At 28.8% G+C, this 19,644-nt stretch carries 19 protein-coding genes; 12 read left to right on the forward strand and 7 right to left on the reverse strand.

The window, feature by feature from the left end; all coding sequences use genetic code 11:
- Window positions 1-91: 91 nt before the first annotated feature.
- From Q0049_RS06490 to Q0049_RS06525, 8 genes are read left to right on the forward strand one after another with little or no spacing between them, the layout of a single operon-like run.
- Entirely contained in the window at window positions 92-1,555 is a 1,464-nt protein-coding gene (locus Q0049_RS06490) for a lipopolysaccharide biosynthesis protein (RefSeq protein WP_298117811.1), read from the forward strand.
- Window positions 1,556-1,558: 3 nt separating this feature from the next.
- Window positions 1,559-1,993, forward strand: coding sequence for a dUTP diphosphatase (dut, locus tag Q0049_RS06495; protein WP_298117813.1), 435 nt, complete (start codon window positions 1,559-1,561; stop codon window positions 1,991-1,993).
- Window positions 1,994-1,998: 5 nt separating this feature from the next.
- Window positions 1,999-2,235: a hypothetical protein gene (locus Q0049_RS06500; protein ID WP_298117815.1), complete on the forward strand. Its 237-nt coding sequence runs from the start codon at window positions 1,999-2,001 to the stop codon at window positions 2,233-2,235.
- The gene (locus tag Q0049_RS06505; RefSeq protein WP_298117817.1) at window positions 2,225-2,470 is read left to right on the forward strand and encodes a hypothetical protein; all 246 of its coding nucleotides are present in this window, start codon (window positions 2,225-2,227) and stop codon (window positions 2,468-2,470) included. Before Q0049_RS06500 ends, Q0049_RS06505 begins: the two co-directional genes overlap by 11 nt.
- Before the next feature lie 4 nt (window positions 2,471-2,474).
- Window positions 2,475-3,485: a sugar phosphate nucleotidyltransferase gene (locus tag Q0049_RS06510; RefSeq protein ID WP_298117818.1), complete on the forward strand. Its 1,011-nt coding sequence runs from the start codon at window positions 2,475-2,477 to the stop codon at window positions 3,483-3,485.
- Between the two features lie 7 nt (window positions 3,486-3,492).
- Window positions 3,493-4,842: a tetratricopeptide repeat protein gene (locus tag Q0049_RS06515; protein ID WP_298117819.1), complete on the forward strand. Its 1,350-nt coding sequence runs from the start codon at window positions 3,493-3,495 to the stop codon at window positions 4,840-4,842.
- Between the two features lies 1 nt (window position 4,843).
- On the forward strand, window positions 4,844-5,611 hold the full coding sequence (locus Q0049_RS06520; RefSeq protein ID WP_298117821.1) for a DUF4292 domain-containing protein: 768 nt from the start codon (window positions 4,844-4,846) through the stop codon (window positions 5,609-5,611).
- A 5-nt stretch (window positions 5,612-5,616) separates the two neighbouring features.
- On the forward strand, window positions 5,617-6,870 hold the full coding sequence (locus Q0049_RS06525; RefSeq protein ID WP_298117823.1) for a peptidoglycan DD-metalloendopeptidase family protein: 1,254 nt from the start codon (window positions 5,617-5,619) through the stop codon (window positions 6,868-6,870).
- Between the two features lie 35 nt (window positions 6,871-6,905).
- Here Q0049_RS06525 and Q0049_RS06530 read toward each other — a convergent pair whose 3' ends face one another.
- Together Q0049_RS06530 and Q0049_RS06535 are read right to left on the reverse strand one after the other, a co-directional pair.
- The gene (locus tag Q0049_RS06530) at window positions 6,906-7,415 is read right to left on the reverse strand and encodes an acyl-CoA thioesterase (RefSeq protein WP_298117824.1); all 510 of its coding nucleotides are present in this window, start codon (window positions 7,413-7,415) and stop codon (window positions 6,906-6,908) included.
- 69 nt (window positions 7,416-7,484) lie between these two features.
- Window positions 7,485-8,441 (reverse strand): SPOR domain-containing protein, encoded by a 957-nt coding sequence (locus tag Q0049_RS06535; RefSeq protein WP_298117826.1) that lies wholly within the window; start codon window positions 8,439-8,441, stop codon window positions 7,485-7,487.
- 118 nt (window positions 8,442-8,559) lie between these two features.
- On the opposite strand from Q0049_RS06535, the gene dprA reads away from it, so the two are divergent.
- On the forward strand, window positions 8,560-9,663 hold the full coding sequence (gene dprA / locus Q0049_RS06540; protein WP_298117828.1) for a DNA-processing protein DprA: 1,104 nt from the start codon (window positions 8,560-8,562) through the stop codon (window positions 9,661-9,663).
- Between the two features lie 3 nt (window positions 9,664-9,666).
- Here the strand turns inward: dprA and Q0049_RS06545 are convergent, their stop codons facing one another.
- Window positions 9,667-12,147: an Hsp70 family protein gene (locus tag Q0049_RS06545; protein ID WP_298117830.1), complete on the reverse strand. Its 2,481-nt coding sequence runs from the start codon at window positions 12,145-12,147 to the stop codon at window positions 9,667-9,669.
- A gap of 14 nt (window positions 12,148-12,161) precedes the next feature.
- On the reverse strand, window positions 12,162-12,449 hold the full coding sequence (locus tag Q0049_RS06550; protein WP_298117832.1) for a hypothetical protein: 288 nt from the start codon (window positions 12,447-12,449) through the stop codon (window positions 12,162-12,164).
- Window positions 12,450-12,566: 117 nt separating this feature from the next.
- Here Q0049_RS06550 and Q0049_RS06555 point away from each other — a divergent pair, with 117 nt between their 5' ends.
- Window positions 12,567-14,009: a hypothetical protein gene (locus Q0049_RS06555; protein ID WP_298117834.1), complete on the forward strand. Its 1,443-nt coding sequence runs from the start codon at window positions 12,567-12,569 to the stop codon at window positions 14,007-14,009.
- A gap of 71 nt (window positions 14,010-14,080) precedes the next feature.
- Window positions 14,081-15,547 (forward strand): hypothetical protein, encoded by a 1,467-nt coding sequence (locus Q0049_RS06560; RefSeq protein ID WP_298117836.1) that lies wholly within the window; start codon window positions 14,081-14,083, stop codon window positions 15,545-15,547.
- Here the strand turns inward: Q0049_RS06560 and trpS are convergent.
- The gene (gene trpS / locus Q0049_RS06565; RefSeq protein WP_298117838.1) at window positions 15,544-16,521 is read right to left on the reverse strand and encodes a tryptophan--tRNA ligase; all 978 of its coding nucleotides are present in this window, start codon (window positions 16,519-16,521) and stop codon (window positions 15,544-15,546) included. The genes Q0049_RS06560 and trpS overlap by 4 nt on opposite strands.
- Window positions 16,522-16,613: 92 nt before the next feature.
- Between trpS and Q0049_RS06570 the strand changes: the two genes are divergently transcribed.
- Complete coding sequence (locus Q0049_RS06570; RefSeq protein WP_298117840.1) at window positions 16,614-17,351, forward strand: 1-acyl-sn-glycerol-3-phosphate acyltransferase; 738 nt, start codon at window positions 16,614-16,616, stop codon at window positions 17,349-17,351.
- Window positions 17,352-17,439: 88 nt separating this feature from the next.
- Here Q0049_RS06570 and Q0049_RS06575 read toward each other — a convergent pair whose 3' ends face one another.
- Together Q0049_RS06575 and Q0049_RS06580 are read right to left on the reverse strand one after the other, a co-directional pair.
- Entirely contained in the window at window positions 17,440-19,089 is a 1,650-nt protein-coding gene (locus tag Q0049_RS06575; RefSeq protein WP_298117842.1) for a hypothetical protein, read from the reverse strand.
- A 1-nt stretch (window position 19,090) separates the two neighbouring features.
- Window positions 19,091-19,633 carry a sigma-70 family RNA polymerase sigma factor gene (locus Q0049_RS06580; protein ID WP_298117843.1) on the reverse strand — a complete coding sequence of 181 codons (543 nt, stop codon included), beginning with the start codon at window positions 19,631-19,633 and terminating at the stop codon, window positions 19,091-19,093.
- Between the last annotated feature and the right edge of the window lie 11 nt (window positions 19,634-19,644).

Consider the following 19,644-nt stretch of genomic DNA (forward strand, 5'->3'; position numbering starts at 1 on the left):
TATTCTTAGGTTTCATTTTTCATATTTATTGGCTATTTTTTCATTAAATCGATTTAATAACTACTTTTGTTTCACATTTAATAAAATCACCTTGAGTTTATATAAAAATCTTTTTAAGCAAACACTAATTTACGGTTTGGCAACTGTTTTGCCTCGAATGATAAGCTTTTTATTGGTAATGGTTCATACCGGTAAATTAGAAAAAGCAGATTATGGAGAAACAACCATTCTTTTAGCTTATATGGTTTTTTTTAATGTTATTTTATCATATGGAATGGAAACTGCTTTTTTTCGTTTTTATAATTCTGAAGACAATAAGAAAGGAGTCATTCAAACTTCAACAATTTCTGTTTTTTGGTCTTCTATTGGATTTTTATTTCTAGCTTTATTTTTCAGAAAAGTAATTTCTAATTGTATAAACGTTGAAATTGAATATGTTACTTATGCTATTTGGATTTTAGTTTTAGATGCTTTAGTCATCATTCCCTTCTCTAAGCTAAGAGCAGAACAAAGACCAATTGTGTATGCAGTAATTAAAATAGGAAATGTATTGATAAATATGATTTTAAATCTATTTTTCTTGTTGTATTTACCAGATATTGTTATTCAAAACCCTGAAGGTTTCCTTGCTACATTGTACTTTGATAATTTTCAAATAGGATACATATTTTTAGCAAATCTTATAGCAAGTTTGGCAACATTTGTTGTGCTTTCACCAAATTATTTAAGCCTAAAATGGAAATTTGATGTACAACTTTGGAAAAAAATGATGTTGTATGGTTTTCCGATTCTAATTGCTGGAATTGCATTTGCAGTAAACGAACATTTAGATAAGATAATTCTTGAATATCTTTTGCCAAAAAAAATTGGAAAATCAGAAGTTGGAGCATACGCAGCATGTTACAAATTAGGTTTATTTATGGTTTTATTTGCAACAGCTTTTCGATTGGGAATAGAACCTTTTTTCTTCAGTCATTCAAAGAATGAAAATGCCAAACAAACTTATGCAACTATAACTAAGTTTTTTGTGATTTTTGGGTCACTAATTCTTCTTACGGTTATTGTTTTTGCAGATCTATTAAAAATAATAATGATTAAAGATGAATCCTATTGGGAAGCTATGAAGGTTGTACCATTAATTATTTTAGCAAATTTCTTTTTAGGAATTTATAACAATCTTTCTGTTTGGTATAAGTTAACAGATAAAACTAAAATCGGAGCATATATTTCTATTGTTGGAGCTATTTTTACTTTATTACTTAATTATCTTCTCATACCAAAATATAGTTATATGGGTTCGGCAATAGGAACTATTGTGGCTTATGGCAGCATGATGACTATTTCTTTTGTTCTTGGTAATAAGTACTATCCAATTCCTTATGATATGAAAAAAATCAGTAGCTATTTGGGAATTTCAATATTGTTTTCAACTATTTCATTTTATTTTTTCAGAGAAAATTATTTGGTAGGAATCCTATTAATAATGATATTTACCTATTTCATTTATAGAAACGAAAAGGAAACACTTTTAAGAATCATCAAAAGAAAAGCATAAATTATGACGATTAAAATTATTAATAAATCAAAACACGAACTACCTAATTACGAAACCATTGCCTCAGCAGGAATGGATTTGAGAGCTAATATTTCTGAACCAATTATACTAAAATCTTTAGAGAGAACTATTGTAAAAACAGGACTTTTCATTGAATTACCAATTGGTTACGAAGCTCAAGTTAGACCAAGAAGTGGTTTAGCTGCAAAAAAAGGAATCACCGTTTTAAATTCACCAGGAACAGTCGATGCCGATTATCGTGGAGAAATCGGTGTAATTTTAGTAAATTTATCCAATGAAGATTTCATCATTGAAAACGGAGAAAGAATTGCACAACTAATCATTGCAAAACACGAGCGTGCCGAATGGATTGAAGTTCAAGAATTATCTGAGACTTCTCGTGGAGTAGGCGGATTTGGAAGTACAGGAGTAAAGTAAAAAATATGAGTCAAGAAACTATAGTAGCAATTATAGGGATAGTTGCATCTGGATTAATTGGATTCTTTTCCTCTAAAATGGGACTGAAAGATGAAATTAACAATCTTAAAATTGAACATGAAAAGCTCAAGGCTAGAGATAATGAACAACAAATATTTATTGATAAGTTACGAAAAGAAGCAGATGAATTAATACCAATATTAGTTGACAAATTAAATAAGAAAAAGAAAAATGGCAAATAATTTTGACTATAATAGAATTTATCAACTTAAAAATAAAGTTGAGAATGGAACTGCGACTGTTATAGAAAAGGATGAATATATGTTATTTCTTTTCGAGAACGGATCAATTACAACAGAACAGTATAATAAATATAAATCAGATAAAAATTCTAATGAGATTCTAGAATTTGTTAAAGTTATTGGAGGAATTATTTTAGCTGGATATTTATTAAAAGAATTATTTAAAGAAAAATAAAAACATGAAAATAATAGTACCAATGGCAGGACGTGGTTCAAGATTACGTCCACACACATTAACAATTCCAAAACCATTAATTCCTATTGCAGGAAAACCTATCGTTCACCGTTTAGTTGAAGATATTGCTGGAGTTTTGAATCAACCAATAGAAGAAGTTGCTTTTGTAATTCACGAAAGTTTTGGAAAAAAAGTAGAAGAAGAACTAATTGCAATTGCTGAAAAACTTGGAGCAAAAGGAACGATTTATTATCAAAATGAAGCACTTGGAACTGGTCATGCCATTATGTGTGCCAAAGATTCTTTGAGTGGTCCAGCAGTAATTGCTTATGCTGATACTTTAATTCGTGCCGACTTTGACTTAGATCAAAATGCCGATAGTGTAATTTGGGTAAAACAAGTAGATCAACCAGAAGCTTTTGGAGTTGTAAATTTGAATTCCAATGGCGAAATAATCGAATTAGTTGAAAAACCAAAGGAGTTTGTTTCTGATTTAGCGGTTATTGGAATATACTATTTTAAAGATGTTGCCGTTTTAAAAAATGAGTTACAATCTGTTCTTGATAATAACATCATTCATGGTGGTGAATATCAAATTAATGATGGAATCAAACAAATGATGGCAAAGGGCATGAAATTTGTACCAGGTAAAGTTGACGAATGGATGGACTGCGGAAACAAAGATGTAACTGTTGATACCAATAATCGAATGTTGAATTTCCTTCATAATGACGGAATTCATTTAGTTGATTATGATGTTAAGCAAGAGAATTCAACCATCATTCCACCATGTTATATTGGTGAAGATGTGGTTTTAATTAATGCTACAGTTGGTCCAAATGTGTCCTTAGGAAAAGGATGTCATGTAATTGATAGTTCCATTAAAAACAGTTTGGTTCAAACGCATGCACATATTAAAAACGCTAATTTAGACAATGCTATGATAGGAAATCACGTTAGTTTTGACGGTAATTTCACAAGCATTAGTATCGGAGATTATTCCGTTTTAGAATAGAAATTTGATGAAAAAAATAGTTTTATATAGTTTTCTTTTCGGAATGTTTTTAATTCCAAATATACTTTTGGCTCAAACTGAACCAGAGGAAATTGCTTCTGTAAGTGATGATTTTGAAAATTATTTCTTTGAATCTTTGAAGCAAAAAGGAATTGAAAATTATGATAAAGCAATTGATGCATTAGAACGATGTAAAGATTTGCAACCTAAAAACGGAGTGGTTTATTTTGAGTTAGGCAAGAATTATTTGTCTCAAAAAAAGTATAAAGAGGCGTACGATAATTTTGAAAAAGCCACTGAAATTGACCCAAAAAACCGTTGGGCTTGGGTAGGAATGTACGACGTTTGTTATGACACAAGCGATTTTAATCAAGCTATAATAATTGTTGAAAAACTTGTTGAATTTAAAGTAGATTATAAAGAAGATTTAGTTTCACTTTATATGAAAACACAACAGTTTGATAAAGCATTACTTTTAATTAATGAGCTAAATGAAACCGTTGGAAAATCTGAAAAAAGAGAATTATATAAAGCAGATATTTTAAAAGACGCTAAATATCAAGGTTCTGAAAAAGCAGATTTATTGGAAAAAATTAAAAAAAATCCAAAAGAAGAATCTAATTATGTTGAGCTGATTTACATGTATTCAAAAAGTAATCAAGAAGAAAAAGCTCTGGAAGTTGCTAAACAATTAGAAAAAGAAATTCCAACATCAGATTGGGCTCAAGTCAGTTTATTCAAATTTCATTTAAACAATAATGAAGGTGATAAAGCCGTTAAAGCAATGAATATTGTTTTAGGAAGTTTAAAAATTGATAAAAAAATTAAGCACAGAATTTTAAATGAATTTCTAATTTTTTCTAGAAATAATCCAAAATATGAAGCCGATTTAGAAAAAGCAATTTCTTATTTTGAAGATGATAAAGAAGTTCAAGTAGCAAAAGAAATTGGTAAGTTTTATCAAAATAAAAAAGATTGGATAAATGCGACCAAATATTATGAAAAGCATCTTTCAAATGTAAAAGAAGATATGGAAACCATTTTGCTTTTATTGCAAGCTTACACCGAAAGTGCCAATTTTGAAAAGTTAGCTAAAGTTTCAGAAGATCAAATGCAATTGTTTCCAACACAACCTCAATTGTATTATTACAATGGATTAGCTAACAATCAACTTAAAAATTACAAAAAAGCAAAAGACGCATTAGAATCTGGAATTGATTTTGTTTTAGATGATGTGGCTTTAGAAATCAATTTCAACATTCAACTTGGTGAGGCATTTAGCGGATTAGGTGATATGAAAAAGAAAGAGTTGTATTTTACAAAAGCGAATGAACTGCTTAAAAAACAGAAAAAATAAAATGAAAAAGATAGTTAGTTTAGTGGTAATAATTATGATGATTTCTTGCAAATCAAAAGCGGTTTTGGCCGAAAGTATTGCAACAAACATTATCGAATCTGATAAAATTATTCAAAGCCATTACAACAATAAATTTGAGTTTTCTACATTATATATAAAGGCAAATGCTAAATATGAAGATGAAAACAATTCGCAAAATGTAACAGCTGAAATAAAAATCAAGAAAGACGAAAAAATATTAGTAAGCATTCGATTTCTTGGAATAACAATGGCAAAAGCATTGATTACGCCAACAAAAGTTCAGTATTATGAAAAACTTGGCGGAAAATATTTTGAAGGCGATTATGCTTCTTTAAGTCAATGGCTTGGTACCGATTTAGATTTTAATAAAGTTCAAAATTTACTTATTGGACAAGCTTTAGACAATTTGAACGATTCTAAATATTCGGCAACAATAATTGATAAATTGTATAAATTAGATGATATTAAAGATTCAAGTACTAAGAAATCATACTTTTTTGAAGCTGAAAATTTTCTATTAAAAAAGCAAGAATTCAATCAGCCAACACAAGACAGAAAGTTGCAAATAAGTTATCCTGAATATCAAAAACTTTCGGATAAGATAGTACCTTTGAACTTTTCTATTGAAGCACAACAGAAAAAAGGAAAAACAAACATTGATATAGATTACAAAAATATTACTTTCAACGAAGAATTTTCTTTCCCATACAGTGTTCCTGATGGTTATGAAAGAATTTACATTAACTAATATATATGCAAAAAGCAGTATTTACATTATTTCTAGTTTTAGTAACTTCACTTTCGTGGAGCCAGCAAACGCAGGAACAATTAGAGCAAAAGAAGGCAAAACTTCAAGCTGAAATTCGTGAAAAAGAAATGATGCTACAAGATGTTCGAAAAAAAGAAAAGTCAGTTGTAAAACTATTGACGATTCAAAAAGAAAAAATTGGACTTAAAGAAAAACTAATCACAACAACTGAAAAACAAACAAAGTTGTTGAGCAATGATATCTATTTAAATCAACGCGAAATAAATAAATTAAAAAAAGAACTTAAAGTTTTAAAAGAAGATTATGCTGATATGATTGTAAAATCATACAAAAGTCGTTCAACTCAAAGCCGTGCAATGTTTTTATTGTCATCAGAAAATTTTCTTCAAGCATACAAGAGATTGCAATACATGAAGCAATATTCTAGCTACAGAAAAATGCAAGGTGAAGAAATAAAGGATAAAGCAACAAAACTTGATGATCATAATAAAAAATTGTCAGGGCAAAAAACAGAGAAAGAGAAACTTCTTGCGGAACAAGAAAAACAAAAGCAAGACTTAGTAAAAGAAAAACAAGAACAAGAAAAAATTGCTAACAGTTTAAATAAAAGCAAAAAGCAAATTGCCGCTGAAATCAAGAAAAAAGAACAGGAAACTAAAAAAATAGATGCTCAAATTCAAAAAATGATTCGTGAAGCTATTGCTGAAGCGAACAGAAAAGCAGCTGCGGCAAAAGCAAAAGCAAATCCAAAAACGACTACAGCTGCTGAGATAAAAGCGATTGAATCATCTACAAAAATTGTTTTAACACCAGAAGGAAAAATAATTTCAGATAATTTTAAAGCAAACAAAGGAAGTTTACCTTGGCCAGTTGAAAAAGGTGATATTTATATGGGTTTTGGAAAACAACCACATCCAGTTTATAAAAACCTTGAGGAAAATAATAGCGGACTAAAAATTATTACTGAAAGTGGTGCTTCTGCTCGATGCGTTTTTAAAGGAGAAGTTACACAAGTTCAAAAAATTGGAAATAAATTTGCAGTAATGGTAAGACATGGTGAATATTTTTCAGTCTATCAAAATTTAAGTACCGTTTCTGTTAGTGAAGGCGATATGGTTTCTGCTAAACAAACTTTAGGTAAAATTAAAACTGATTCTGATGGTAAGACTATTTTGAAATTTATGATAACTCAAAATACTACACCAAACAATCCATCACTTTGGATAAGTAGAAGATAGAAATTAAAAAGTCAGCAATTAGCTGACTTTTTTGTTTATATGAATAATGCTTTTAATTCGGTTGCTTCATGCGGATTCATTTTCCCTGCTAAAACTAAACTAAGTTGTTTTCTTCGTAGAGCAGCATCAAATCTTGAAATTTCTTCCTCAGTTTGAGGAACTAATTGAGGAACTTCTACAGGATTTCCAGTTTCATTAACAGCAACAAAAGTATAAATAGCTTCATTAGCTTTAGTTCTTGTACCTGATTCTCTATCTTCAATCCATACATCAAGAAAAATTTCCATTGATGTTGAAAAAGCTCTTGAAACTTTAGCTTCGATTGTAACAACACTTCCAAGTGGTATAGAACGATTAAAAGCCACATGATTTACTGAAGCTGTAACTACAATTCTACGAGAATGTCTTCTAGCTGCTATACTTGCTGCTCTATCCATTCTAGCAAGCAATTCACCACCAAAAAGATTATTCAAAGGATTGGTTTCGCTTGGTAATACTAAATCGGTTAAAATTGTCAATGAATCTATTGGATGTTTTGGAGTCATAGTTTTTTTTGCAAAGGTAGTATTTTCTTTAAAACGACTTCAATAAGAAAATCCCGAAAATTCCGGGATTTATTTTATTTCTTTAATCATCATCCAAGCTTCTGGATTGTGTGATTTTTTAATTTCCATCATAGCGTTATAAGCATCAGTATAACTAGAGAAACTTCCATATAAAACAGGAAACATTCCATATTTATTAGGTTCTAAACGAATCGGTTTGTAACCTAAATTTTGAAGTTCAGCAAATAATTTATTCGCATAAAATTCTTTTTGATAAACTCCAGCAACAACATGGTATGCTTTGTTTTCTGTGGCATTTTCCCCTACTGAAAGTGTAACATTTGGAAGCGGAATATCGATTACAAAAGTAGCTTCTTGAATTTTTTGTTCTACTTGCTTTTGAACTTTAGTTTGAACGGCTAAAGTTTCTTGTTGAATTTTATTTTTATAATATTCATTTCCAAAAAAGCCTCCAGAGGTTAAAAGTCCTGCACCAAGAACAAAAAAGGCAGCATATTTCATGAAATTATTTGAACTTCTTTTTTCAGGAGTGAAAACAATAGGAGCTTTTTCTTCTAATGCTTCAACTTCTTGTTTATAAACTTCACGTTTAACAGCAGGTGAGTTATAGTTAGTTAATCCAAAAGAGGAAGTTAAATAATTAACTTGATCATGAGGAGAAAAAACAAAATTTCTTTCATTATTTAATGAAATTTCACCAATATTTTTTATCGTAATCGCACCAAAATCATTCAATTTCGATTTCCATGTAGCCACTTGATTTTCAATAATAGAAACAGCAACTTCATAACTCATTTTCTCTGATTGAGCTATATGATTTGCTAACAATCCATCATTATTTTTTAAATAAGGATTGAATGAAACCAATTTCTTTGGTGGATAAAACGAATGAGAACTTTCATGCAATTGTGCCGATTGAATTTCGGTTAAAAAAGCACCAAATCCTGGAACAGTTACACATTGGTAACGATATAATAATTGTGATATGTATTGATCCATCTTCATAATGACAAATTTAATTATTTAATGTGGAATGCAAAATTTTATCAACAAACTTTGTTAACAATTTTAATTGTTCTTACTTTTGGAATCTTATTTATATACACCATACAGATTTAATATAATGAACGACACAGAATTACTACACTTATTGGCATTACTAAAAGTAGAAGGAATAGGCGATGTTTTAGCAAAAAAACTTCTCAATCATTTTCCCACTGCCGAATCTATTTTCAAAGCAAAAGCTTCGCAACTGTCATCTATTGATGGAATTGGTCAGGTTGTAATCAAAAATCTAAAAAACAAATCGGTTTTTGAATTAGCAAAAGCAGAACTCAATTTTATAGAGGAAAATGATATAAAAGCTTTTTTTTATAAAGATGAAAATTATCCCAAACGATTAAAACATTGCATTGATGGACCAATTTTATTATTTGCATCGGGAAACATCGATTTCAATAACAGAAAAATAATCAGTATTGTTGGAACTCGAGAAATTACAACTTATGGAACTGAATTTTGCAAGAAATTAATAGAAGATTTAGCACCATTAAATCCAATCATTGTAAGCGGATTCGCTTATGGCGTTGACATCGTAGCTCATAAAGCTGCAATGGAAAATAATTTGCAAACCATTGGTGTAATTGCACATGGTTTGAATCAAGTATATCCAAAAGTGCACAAAAAATATGTTGGGAAAATGGAAGAAAAAGGTGGTTTCTTGACAGAGTTTTGGAGTACTTCAAATCCTGAAAAAGAAAATTTTGTAAAAAGAAATCGCATCGTTGCCGGAATGAGTGAGGCAACCATTGTGATAGAAAGTGCCGAAAAAGGCGGATCGCTAATTACAGCAAATTTAGCTAACGATTACAACAGAGATGTTTTTGCAGTTCCAGGAAGAACAACCGATAAATTTAGTCAAGGTTGCAATAATTTGATTAAAACCCAACGCGCTCATTTGCTGACTTCTGCAGCTGATATTATGTATATTCTAAATTGGGAATTACAACCCAAAGAAGAAAAAGTTATTCAAAAACAACTATTCATTACTTTAGAAAACGACGAACAAAAACTCTACGATTATCTTATAAAAAACGGAAAGCAACTACTTGATGTAATTGCTCTCGATTGTGATTTACCCGTTTTTAAAACAGCTTCTATTTTATTGAATATGGAATTAAAAGGTGTTGCTAGACCTTTGCCAGGAAAGTTGTTTGAAGTTGTTTAAAAATTACTTCAACCCTAAATTTCCATCAAAACTATTAAAATCGTCTTTTAGTTTTGGTTTTACTTTTAGCAATTCCCAAAATTGACTGCAAATAGATTTTAACTCGGCCATATTTTGGTTCTCTAATGCTTTTTCACCTAATTCTACTAATTTTAAAAATTTGTCTCTGTTAGTAAATTCGTCTTCTTCTTTAAATCTAAAATGATAAAAATAATCAATAAAACGCGATTCTTGTTTGTAATAAATGGCATCAATTAAATTATCTAATTCTTTAGTTTTTTTACGAATTATATATTTATTATTCGATTGTAAAAACTCCGCTTCATTTTTAATGATTTTTTCATATTCTTCCATTTGACGTGGATTGGCACGATCAGCATAACCATCAAAAATTTCTTTAGAATAATGATATTCGCTCAATTCATTCAAAACATGTTTGTGGCGCACCAAATCGTCATATTCTTGAATCGTTAAACGTTTCATTTCATCAATTTGATACTTTTTATCGGTCGATTTATCATTAACAATTTCTAAAGATTCATTGTATAAAACCGCTAAATGATCTTTTATTCGTTTTAATTTGGCAAGATATTCATAGTTTTCATCTTCCTCATTAAGGTAAATTTCTTCTGAAACTTCATCGATAACTACTTTAATTTCTTCGGTTAATTTAGATAATGAAATTGTTCGCTCGTGCGGATTGAATACTTCTTTTATTTCTAAATCTAACGAACTAATGTAAACTGTAATACTCAAATCGCGCGATTCAGAAATTTTAAAATTCAATTCAACGTCCATTCCTTTCAATAAATCTTGATGAAAATCTTTTCCACAAATTTCTATATAACCAATGGTTAAGTTGCTACCAACCATGCTTCCGGCATTACCTTCTACAATATTGATGATTAATTTATCGTCAGAATTTTTCAGGATATTTTTAGAACACGTTTTGTAAATAGTCTTCTTTAAAGGCAGAATATCGTTTTTCTTAAAAATGCGTTCCATAAAGGTTTTACCACTTTCTTCATCAACTTCTAAACAAATATCATTAGGCAAAGGTTGTCCAGAGATGTTGTAAAGTCCATTAGTGATTTGAATAGATGTATGCTGATAAACCTGATTTTGTTGTTGGTCAAATAAAAATAACGAAAAGATATTGGTCGCTTTTTCCAAAAGAGGTACAAATTCTGCTATTTTTTTATTTGCAGCAAGCAAACCTGTATCAAAACCACCATCGCTACGAGTAATTCTGTAAAAACCATTAAAATCAGTTGGCAACAGCGCAACAATCAATTCTTCTTTATCTTTAGAATGAGGTTCAAAAATAAGTTCAACCGATAAAGATTCTTGTTCAACAACCACTTCTTTTTCAGATGCAACATATTCAGATGGTTTAGAACCGGCATAAAAACTGGCACCTAAAACTACTGCGGTTGTTGGATCAATACTAGAATCCACAAGCGTTTGGCTTCTTTTTTCTAATTCTTGTCGGATGAAAGGAATGTATGTCGTTCCGCCAACAAGTATGATGCGTTCAATATCAGAAAATTTCAGGTTATTCTCTAAAATTAACTTGTGCGTAAGTTGAAAAGATTCCTCAAATTTTGGAGCAACAATAGCCTCAAATTCTGCTTTACTCAATTCTAAATCTATGGATAAATCCAATTCGTCAAATTCAATTTCTATGTTGGTTCTTTCTTTTAATGATAGTTCTTTTTTAGCTTCTTCAGCTTTAAAAAGTAATTCGAAATACAGTTTTTTATAAACGGCATCATCGCCAGAAATCATGTTATTCCAAAGGTTATTTTCTGAAGATTGTGCCTCAATTTTTGGACAAATAATTTTTTCAACAAATAAAGTATCAAGATCAACACCACCAAGAAAATTATTTCCTTTATGATCAATAACTTTCAATTCGCGTTCGTCAATTTTTACTAAAGCCACGTCAAAAGTTCCACCACCAAAATCATAAACCAACCATTTTTTTTCGGATGAAATATCTAAATTTTGAAAATTGGAATAAGCCAAACAAGCCGCAATTGGTTCTTGAAGCAAAACGACTTCTGCAAATCCTGCTTCATATCCTGCTTTCTTAGTGGCATTGGTTTGAATAGTGTCAAATGATGCAGGAATAGTAATTACCGCTGATTTTGGATTTTCATTTTGAGTAAAATTAATCAACTCTTTCAAAACCATTGATGAAAGTTCAATGGGTGCAATTTGTTTGTCTAAATCTTTAACAAAATAGGTTTCATCAGAACCCATTTTTCTTTTGAAAGAGGCAAAAACATTTTCAGAATTAGACAAAAAATGTTCACGAGCTTTATCGCCTATTTGAATACGCCCTTTTCTAAAAGAAACCACAGACGGAATAGTATCTTTAAATCCAACAGGATTTTTATAAATGGTTACTTTACCATTTTCATATTTAGCAATGGCAGAATTGGTTGTACCCAAGTCAATTCCGATATTAATGTTTTTCATAGCATTTTAAATAGTTATTCTACAATTACGATACCTTTTTGTAATAGAATGTAATTGTCATTTTGCATTTTATAAATTACAGGCTTTAAAACTTTAGTGATTTTTTTTGCACTTGGATTTAGAATATTTGCTTCAATCGAAGCGTCTCTTTCATCATATTGGTTTCCTATTGGATTAATAATTTTATAACCCAACTCTTCAAGTTCGTGCTGAATCCTGTTTAAATTGCGTTCAAAAATATCCAGATTTTGTTCTGTAGCTTTCTTTTCTATTTCAAATAATTGGTTGATGATGGCTTCCATGGATTTATCACATAATTTAATAAGTAGGCAATTTACAATTATTTTATTTTTTTCAATAAAATCAAGTAAAATAAAGCGTTAAAATTTTACTTTTGCTTTTCTTCAATTTACAAGCGCATGAATATCATAGAATTATTTGAAAATCTAAATATTGATAAATCCTCACTTCTTCAAATTACTTCTGAAGAAATTATCAAAATCGAAAAACAGGTCAACGTAGAGAAGAAAATAAATCCTGATATTGATGTTAATGTTGCTAATAATTTAATTGAAGCTTTAAAAAAATATCCATCAGAATTTCAATTTATTGTAAACAATAGAGTTTTGTATAATTTATTCAGTAAGAAAAATTATTACAGAGATTACTTTCCTTTACAAAATATTGTAGTTGATAATGAAAGAGTAAAAATGTTCATTGAAAACTATTTGTTAGATGATTTGATTATTTTTTTTGATAAAAAGAGCATCGAAAATAAGTTTGAAGAAATGAATGATCTTCTTGTTTACAAAGAATATTTCCCAGAAGAATTGTTGTACAAGGCTTCAAAAAGAGCAGAAGGTAAATTAGATTTTGTTTTAACAACTTTAAACTCAAATAACTCGAATTATTTCCCAATTTTACATGTACAAGAACCACTTTTCTTTAAGTTTTTATCTCATTTTGATACAAAAGAAATTAATGAAAAAGTTTATTTGTTGTTAAATAAAGTTGTAAGTATTTACAATGCAAACAAGAATTCAGAGTTTAGTGAATCTATAATGATTGCTATGGAAAGTTTTACAACTTTTGATGAAGAGCTTTACAAAACTATTCAATCTAATAAAGAAATAATTATCAATTATCGTTTAAGGAAAAAGAAAAGAATCGAAAGAAACAAAATTGTTACATTACCTTTTAAAATTATTGGTATCACGATTTTTTTTGTCATGCAATTTTTTATAGTTAGAAATTATGTTTCATCCATCAGTAATTCTATTAGTAAAACAAATGATTATTATGAAGATGAACCAATAGAAAGCGAAAACTATAAACCCGTTTTAGATCGCTACTACCTTGAATCACAATCAAAAATTGATGCTTTTAAAGTATTTTTGGTTGACTATAATTCGGATGTTAAAAACAATTTGACCTATGATAATTCTATAAAGACAGGTCAGAATCCGTTTAACAATGTTTATAAAAACAAAAATTTATCTTCTTCTAACAATAATATAAAATTTAAGAACACAACTAAGTATGATGTTATTTTACTTGAAAATTCAGTTGCTTTTGATACCATAAACATTCCTAATCAAGCCTATTTTATTAAATCAAATCAAACTTTTGAATTAGATAAATCATCAGATTTTAAAAGAACTTTTAATTTTTATATAGGAAAAAAATTAGCTACGTTTCACAACAGTAAGGAAAAACTATACATTCATAGAAATTCGATAGTTGAACCTAGATTTACGGAATTTCCAAAAAATTATAAATTTTTGATAAAAAATGACTATCAATTTGATAATCTCTGTGTCATTAAAGAAAATAATGGAATTATTGAAATTCATCAAGAATAAAATATACATTTAAAAAAACAGATTGTTTTTATTGCATTTTACAAATTTTACATTCTTCAATTTACAAGCGCATGAATATCATAGAATTATTTGAAAATCTAAATATTGATAAATCCAAACTTCTTCAAATTACTTCTGAAGAAATTATCAAAATCGAAAAACATGTCAATGTAGAGAAGAAAATAAATCCTGATATTGATGTTAATGTTGCCAATAATTTAATTGAAGCTTTAAAAAAGTATCCTTCAGAATTTCAATTTATTGCAAATAATAGAGTTTTATATAATTTCTTCAGTAAGAAAAATTATTATAGAGATTCCTTTCCTTCACAAAATATTGTAGTTGATAATGAAAGAGTAAAAATGTTCATTGAAAACTATTTGTTAGATGATTTGATTATTTTTTTTGATAAAAAAAGCATCGAAAATAAGTTTGATGAAATGAATGATCTTCTTGTTTACAAAGATTATTTTCCAGAAGAATTGTTTTATAAGGTTTCAAAAAGAGCAGAAGGTAAATTAGACTTTGTTTTGTCTGTATTGAATTCAAAAGAGCAAAATTTTTTTCCAATACTTTATGTGAAGCAAGCATCGTTTTTTATCTTTTTATCACATTTTATTAGTTCGGATTTAGACGATAAAGTTCATTCTTTATTAAATGAAATCGTTGATATTTATAATGTAACAAAGAGTTCAGAATTTGCTGAAGGAATTATGATTTCGATGGCAAATTACCATTCGTTTGATGAAGAATTAATGGATACTATTGCTTCAAATAAAAGAATTGTTCAAAATAATATTGAAGGTAGAGTAGAGAAAAGTAGTTCCTCTGGTTCAGGATTTTCGTGGAGAGTTTTTGGTATTATTTTAGTTATATTGCTAAAAATAGCTGTTTTTTCAAATAAATGTTCTTCAGGTTCAAGCGATTATGACATCAATAATAGCGAAAACATGAATACAATAATGGAATCGCTAAATGAAAGGTATGCAAGTGATAAAAATCACTTCATTAATTATTTAACAGATTGTAAGACCGTATTTATTGATAGTATTAAAAAAATTGATACTTTAAAGACAGGAGATAAAGTTTTTAAATCCATGTTTAGTTCAAAATTTGAAGAGCAAATTCCGGATAGTCTTAAAATTAATATTAAAAACAAATCTGATTTTGATGTTGTACTATTAATTTCAAAAAAGATAAATAGAAATGATGTCTTTAAACAACCTACATATTCTGTTTTTTTGAAGAAAAAAGAATCAATAAATGTATCTAAAAATGATTTTTTTAATTTTTATGTTGGAAATGAATTGGCTTCATTTTTATCCAATGACACAGAAATTATAAAATACGATAAGGAACATGAATATCGTTTTATAAAGCAACCACCAAAAAGCAAAGAAATTCTAAAGGTGGATTATGGTTTCACTTCTGACGTTATCATCAGGAATTATGATGAAAGCGTCAGAATTGAAACTAAAGAAGAATCAGAAAATAGTAGTAAAGGAGATGAAGTTGTTGACGCTGTGAAAGTAAATTAGATTTTTTCAAATCCTAATTTCACTCGAACTCTTCCTAAAACTTCATTAGCTATTACTTGTGCTTTTTGAGCACCTTTTTGCAACAAAGTATCCACTTCTTCAAGGTTGTTGATGTAATAATTATATTTTTCTCTTTCTGTTTTAAATTTCTCGCAGATTAATTCAAACAAAGCTTGTTTGGCGTGACCATAACCATAATTTCCACCAAGATAATTTTGTCTCATAATTGCAATTTGCTCAGTATTAGCAAGTAATTTGTAAAGAGCAAAAATTTTGCAAGTATCTGGATTTTTTGGTTCTTCAAGTGGCGTGCTATCACTTTCAATAGACATTACTTGTTTGCGTAACGCTTTGTCATCAAGGAAAATATCAATAATATTTCCACGAGATTTACTCATTTTATTTCCGTCCGTTCCAGGAATATACATGGTTTCCTCTTGTACTTTTCCTTCAGGTATTACAAAGGTTTCACCCATTTGGTGATTAAATCTTGAAGCTACATCACGAGTAATTTCTATATGTTGCATTTGGTCTTTTCCAACAGGAACAAAATTCGCATCATACAATAAAATATCAGCAGCCATCAACATTGGATATGTAAATAATCCTGCATTTACATCTTCTAATCTATCGGCTTTATCTTTAAATGAATGTGCTAATGTCAATCTTTGAAAGGGAAAGAAACAACTTAAATACCAAGACAATTCTGCTGTTTGAGGCACATCGCTTTGACGGTAAAAAGTTACTTTATTGATATCTAAACCACAAGCAAGCCAAGCTGCAGCAGTACTATAAGTGTTTTTTCTTAAAGTTTCACCATCTTTAATTTGAGTGATGGAATGTAAATCGGCTATAAATAGAAATGATTGATTATCAGGATTATTAGATAATTCAATTGCCGGAATAATTGCTCCAAGTAAATTTCCTAAATGTGGTGTGCCTGTGCTTTGTACGCCTGTAAGTATTTTTGCCATAATTGCTGAATTGATTTCAGTATCAAAATTTATTTGATGCAAAGTTAAACCTTTGTAGTATAATTTGCATACTATTACTTATTTTTGACGCTATGAGATTGCTAAAAATTATTTTTTGGGTACTTTGGCGCGTTTGGTTCTATATTTTGATGGGTGCGCTTATCTTAATAATGTTACCATTTCTATTACTTTCAATTGTGAAAGAAGAATGGTATCCTTATTTTTTTGTAATGGCAAGAGTTTGGGCTAAAGGAATTCTTTTAGGAATGGGTTTTTATACCAAAATTGAAAGAGAGCAAGAACTAGAAAAAGGTAAAAGTTATATGTTAGTTGCTAATCATACTTCAATGACTGATATCATGTTGATGCTTTCCATTGCTCAAAATCCTTTTGTTTTTGTTGGAAAAAAAGAGTTGTCTAAAATTCCACTTTTTGGATTTTTTTACAAACGTACTTGTATTTTAGTAGATAGAAGTAGTCAAAAAAGTAGAATGGAAGTTTTTACAAGAGCACAAAAACGATTAAATCAAGGTTTAAGTATTTGTATTTTTCCGGAAGGTGGCGTTCCTGACGAAGCTGTTATGTTGGACGAATTTAAGGATGGTGCTTTCAAATTAGCTATAGAACATCAAATCCCGATAGTTCCAATGACATTTGCCGATAATAAAACTAGAATGTCCTACACTTTTTTAAGTGGAAGTCCAGGAATTATGAGAGCAAAAGTTCATAAGTTTTTTGAAACTAAAGGTAAAACACTTGATGATAAGAAAGTTATTAAAGATGAGGTTCGTTCCATTATTTTAAAACAATTGGAAGATTATACTAAATAAAAAAGAGTGCCTAACTAAAGCACTCTTTTTCGTTATTACTCGGAAGCAATAACACCACTTAACTAATTTTAACCTAACCTAACATGTATTAAAAAGTATAACTTAAACCAGAATAAATTCCAAAAACATAAGGTTTAAAGTTACCTGAATCATTTGTAAATGTGTTTACTTGATATTTAAAAATTGGTTCTACATGAGCATCAATTTTCTTCCAAATATTATATTTTAAACCTAAACCAAGATTTCCACTAAAATGAATAGGATTTAAATTGTTTGCCTTTCCAATGCTCATTTCGGTTCCAGATGTTATCACAGAAACTTCGTTTTGATTTAAAAACAAAGAACTAACACCGCCAATAACTTCAACACCAAATTTTTTATCTACTATTTTATATGACAATTCAAGGGGAATTTCAATGTATCCAATTTTTTGATTCAAAGAGCTATCGTATTTTTTCATTAAATTACCATTAGGCTCTAATGTTTGTATTGTTTCTTCGGTTTTGTTTTCAACTTGGATAATAGATCCGCGTAAATTTGAATCAACATGTTGAATTTTACTTGCGTTTACATTTTGATATACAACAACATCATTTGTATTGTAGTCTGCTAATAAAGAATTGACTCCAGTTCTAATTTTCACTTTTTTATTTACAGCATATTTAACTCCTATTCCGTATCCAATATTTGTATTAAATTGTTTTGTATTATCTTTAAATTTAGAATCTAATGGCGACCCATTACCTGATGAACTAAAATAAATAGGCGCAACGTTCGATGACAATTGCCACCTATTTAATTTTGGTTCTTTAATGGTTTTCTTTTCTTTTTCATTAAGCAATTCTTCCATCGCATTAGGCACAACACTAGCAATTGATGTTGAGTCTATTTTTTTAATTTCTTCTTGATTTTTTAGAACATCTTTAACAGTTTCATTAGATGTTATTTTATCATCTATTTTATTATTAATGATGTTTTTATTATCATTTATTGTATTAGAATTTTCGGTATTATTTACAATTTTATTATTTTCAATAACTGAATTTTTATCAAATTCATTAAAATAATTTGTTTTCTTTTCTGATTCAGTTTTAGATTTTTCTGAATCATAATTGTTAGCAATTGCTTTGTCTTTATTTATGGTTTTGTTACTTAGTCTATTTTCATTTTTACTAGTTGAAGCAATTTTAGAATCTGTTTTTTTACTAGTTAAAACATTATTTTTTAAAACTTTGTCTTTAATATTTTCTGAAGTTTCAACTTGAGATGCATTACTTTTAGAACTTGTTTTTACAACAATAACATCACCATTATTTTTTATAATTTCATTGTTAGATTTATTCTTTGTCGAGTTAATCGAGTTATCGTTGTTTGATTCTAAAACTGAATTTTCAGAATTTGATTCTTTAACGACAATGGCATCATTATTATTTTTTATGGTTCCATCTTTTAACTCATTTTTACTATTAGGATTAGTAGATATAGTTGAATTATTATTTGAATCAACAACAGAATTATTGTTTGAAGTGTTGTTGTTGAAAATAATAGTATATAATCCTAGCCCTAAAACGAATACAGCAGCAACTCCTGAGAGTTTCCACCAAAACGGAATGACTCTTTTTTTCTTTTTTTCTTTCAATTGCTCTTCAATGTTTTTCCATACAATTTCTTGCGGTGGAAAATCAAGAGACTTAAACTTGTCTTGAAAGAGTTTGTCTAAATTTTTATTTTCTTTCATTTTAAGAAAGCGATTTTATTTTACCGTTTCCGGATTCTATTTTTTCTTTTAAAATTAACCTTGCTCTAGATAAATTTGATTTTGATGTTCCAACACTAATTTTGAGCATATCAGCAATTTCTTGATGAGAATAACCGTCAATTACATATAAATTAAATACCAATCTATATTTATCAGGAAGTTCCTGAATTATTTTTAGCAAATAATCCATAGAAACATCTTCATCATCTATTTCAACTTCAACTTCTTTGTCTTCAAAATTTTCATCGACAATATTTAAAAATGTCTCTTTTCGATATTGTTGAAGAACATAATTTATCAATATTCTTTTCATCCAACCTTCAAAAGAACCTTTGAATGAAAACTGATTTATTTTTTCAAAAATCAATAAAAATCCTTCTTGTAAATTGTCTTGAGCCTCTTCATAATTACGTGAATATTTTAAGCATACAGAAAACAATTTCGTAGAATATAATCTATATAATTGTTCTTGTGCTTTAATATCATTTTTTTTGCAATTATTTATGAGTTGCTCTAAACTCAAATTATTGATAT

It is taken from the genome of Flavobacterium sp. (genome assembly GCF_027484205.1).
In the GTDB taxonomy this organism is placed as follows: Bacteria; Bacteroidota; Bacteroidia; order Flavobacteriales; family Flavobacteriaceae; genus Flavobacterium.

Excerpts from the sequence above, each read along its gene's own strand:
- Q0049_RS06525 (WP_298117823.1), top strand. The coding sequence starts at position 5,617 with ATGCAAAAAGCAGTATTTACATTATTTCTAGTTTTAGTAACTTCACTT.
- Q0049_RS06575 (WP_298117842.1), bottom strand. The coding sequence starts at position 19,089 with ATGAAAGAAAATAAAAATTTAGACAAACTCTTTCAAGACAAGTTTAAG.
- Q0049_RS06510 (WP_298117818.1), top strand. The coding sequence starts at position 2,475 with ATGAAAATAATAGTACCAATGGCAGGACGTGGTTCAAGATTACGTCCA.
- Q0049_RS06505 (WP_298117817.1), top strand. The coding sequence starts at position 2,225 with ATGGCAAATAATTTTGACTATAATAGAATTTATCAACTTAAAAATAAA.
- Q0049_RS06555 (WP_298117834.1), top strand. The coding sequence starts at position 12,567 with ATGAATATCATAGAATTATTTGAAAATCTAAATATTGATAAATCCTCA.
- Q0049_RS06535 (WP_298117826.1), bottom strand. The coding sequence starts at position 8,441 with ATGAAGATGGATCAATACATATCACAATTATTATATCGTTACCAATGT.
- Q0049_RS06500 (WP_298117815.1), top strand. The coding sequence starts at position 1,999 with ATGAGTCAAGAAACTATAGTAGCAATTATAGGGATAGTTGCATCTGGA.
- dprA (WP_298117828.1), top strand. The coding sequence starts at position 8,560 with ATGAACGACACAGAATTACTACACTTATTGGCATTACTAAAAGTAGAA.
- Q0049_RS06550 (WP_298117832.1), bottom strand. The coding sequence starts at position 12,449 with ATGGAAGCCATCATCAACCAATTATTTGAAATAGAAAAGAAAGCTACA.
- Q0049_RS06545 (WP_298117830.1), bottom strand. The coding sequence starts at position 12,147 with ATGAAAAACATTAATATCGGAATTGACTTGGGTACAACCAATTCTGCC.
- Q0049_RS06520 (WP_298117821.1), top strand. The coding sequence starts at position 4,844 with ATGAAAAAGATAGTTAGTTTAGTGGTAATAATTATGATGATTTCTTGC.
- Q0049_RS06570 (WP_298117840.1), top strand. The coding sequence starts at position 16,614 with ATGAGATTGCTAAAAATTATTTTTTGGGTACTTTGGCGCGTTTGGTTC.
- Q0049_RS06515 (WP_298117819.1), top strand. The coding sequence starts at position 3,493 with ATGAAAAAAATAGTTTTATATAGTTTTCTTTTCGGAATGTTTTTAATT.
- trpS (WP_298117838.1), bottom strand. The coding sequence starts at position 16,521 with ATGGCAAAAATACTTACAGGCGTACAAAGCACAGGCACACCACATTTA.
- Q0049_RS06530 (WP_298117824.1), bottom strand. The coding sequence starts at position 7,415 with ATGACTCCAAAACATCCAATAGATTCATTGACAATTTTAACCGATTTA.
- Q0049_RS06560 (WP_298117836.1), top strand. The coding sequence starts at position 14,081 with ATGAATATCATAGAATTATTTGAAAATCTAAATATTGATAAATCCAAA.
- dut (WP_298117813.1), top strand. The coding sequence starts at position 1,559 with ATGACGATTAAAATTATTAATAAATCAAAACACGAACTACCTAATTAC.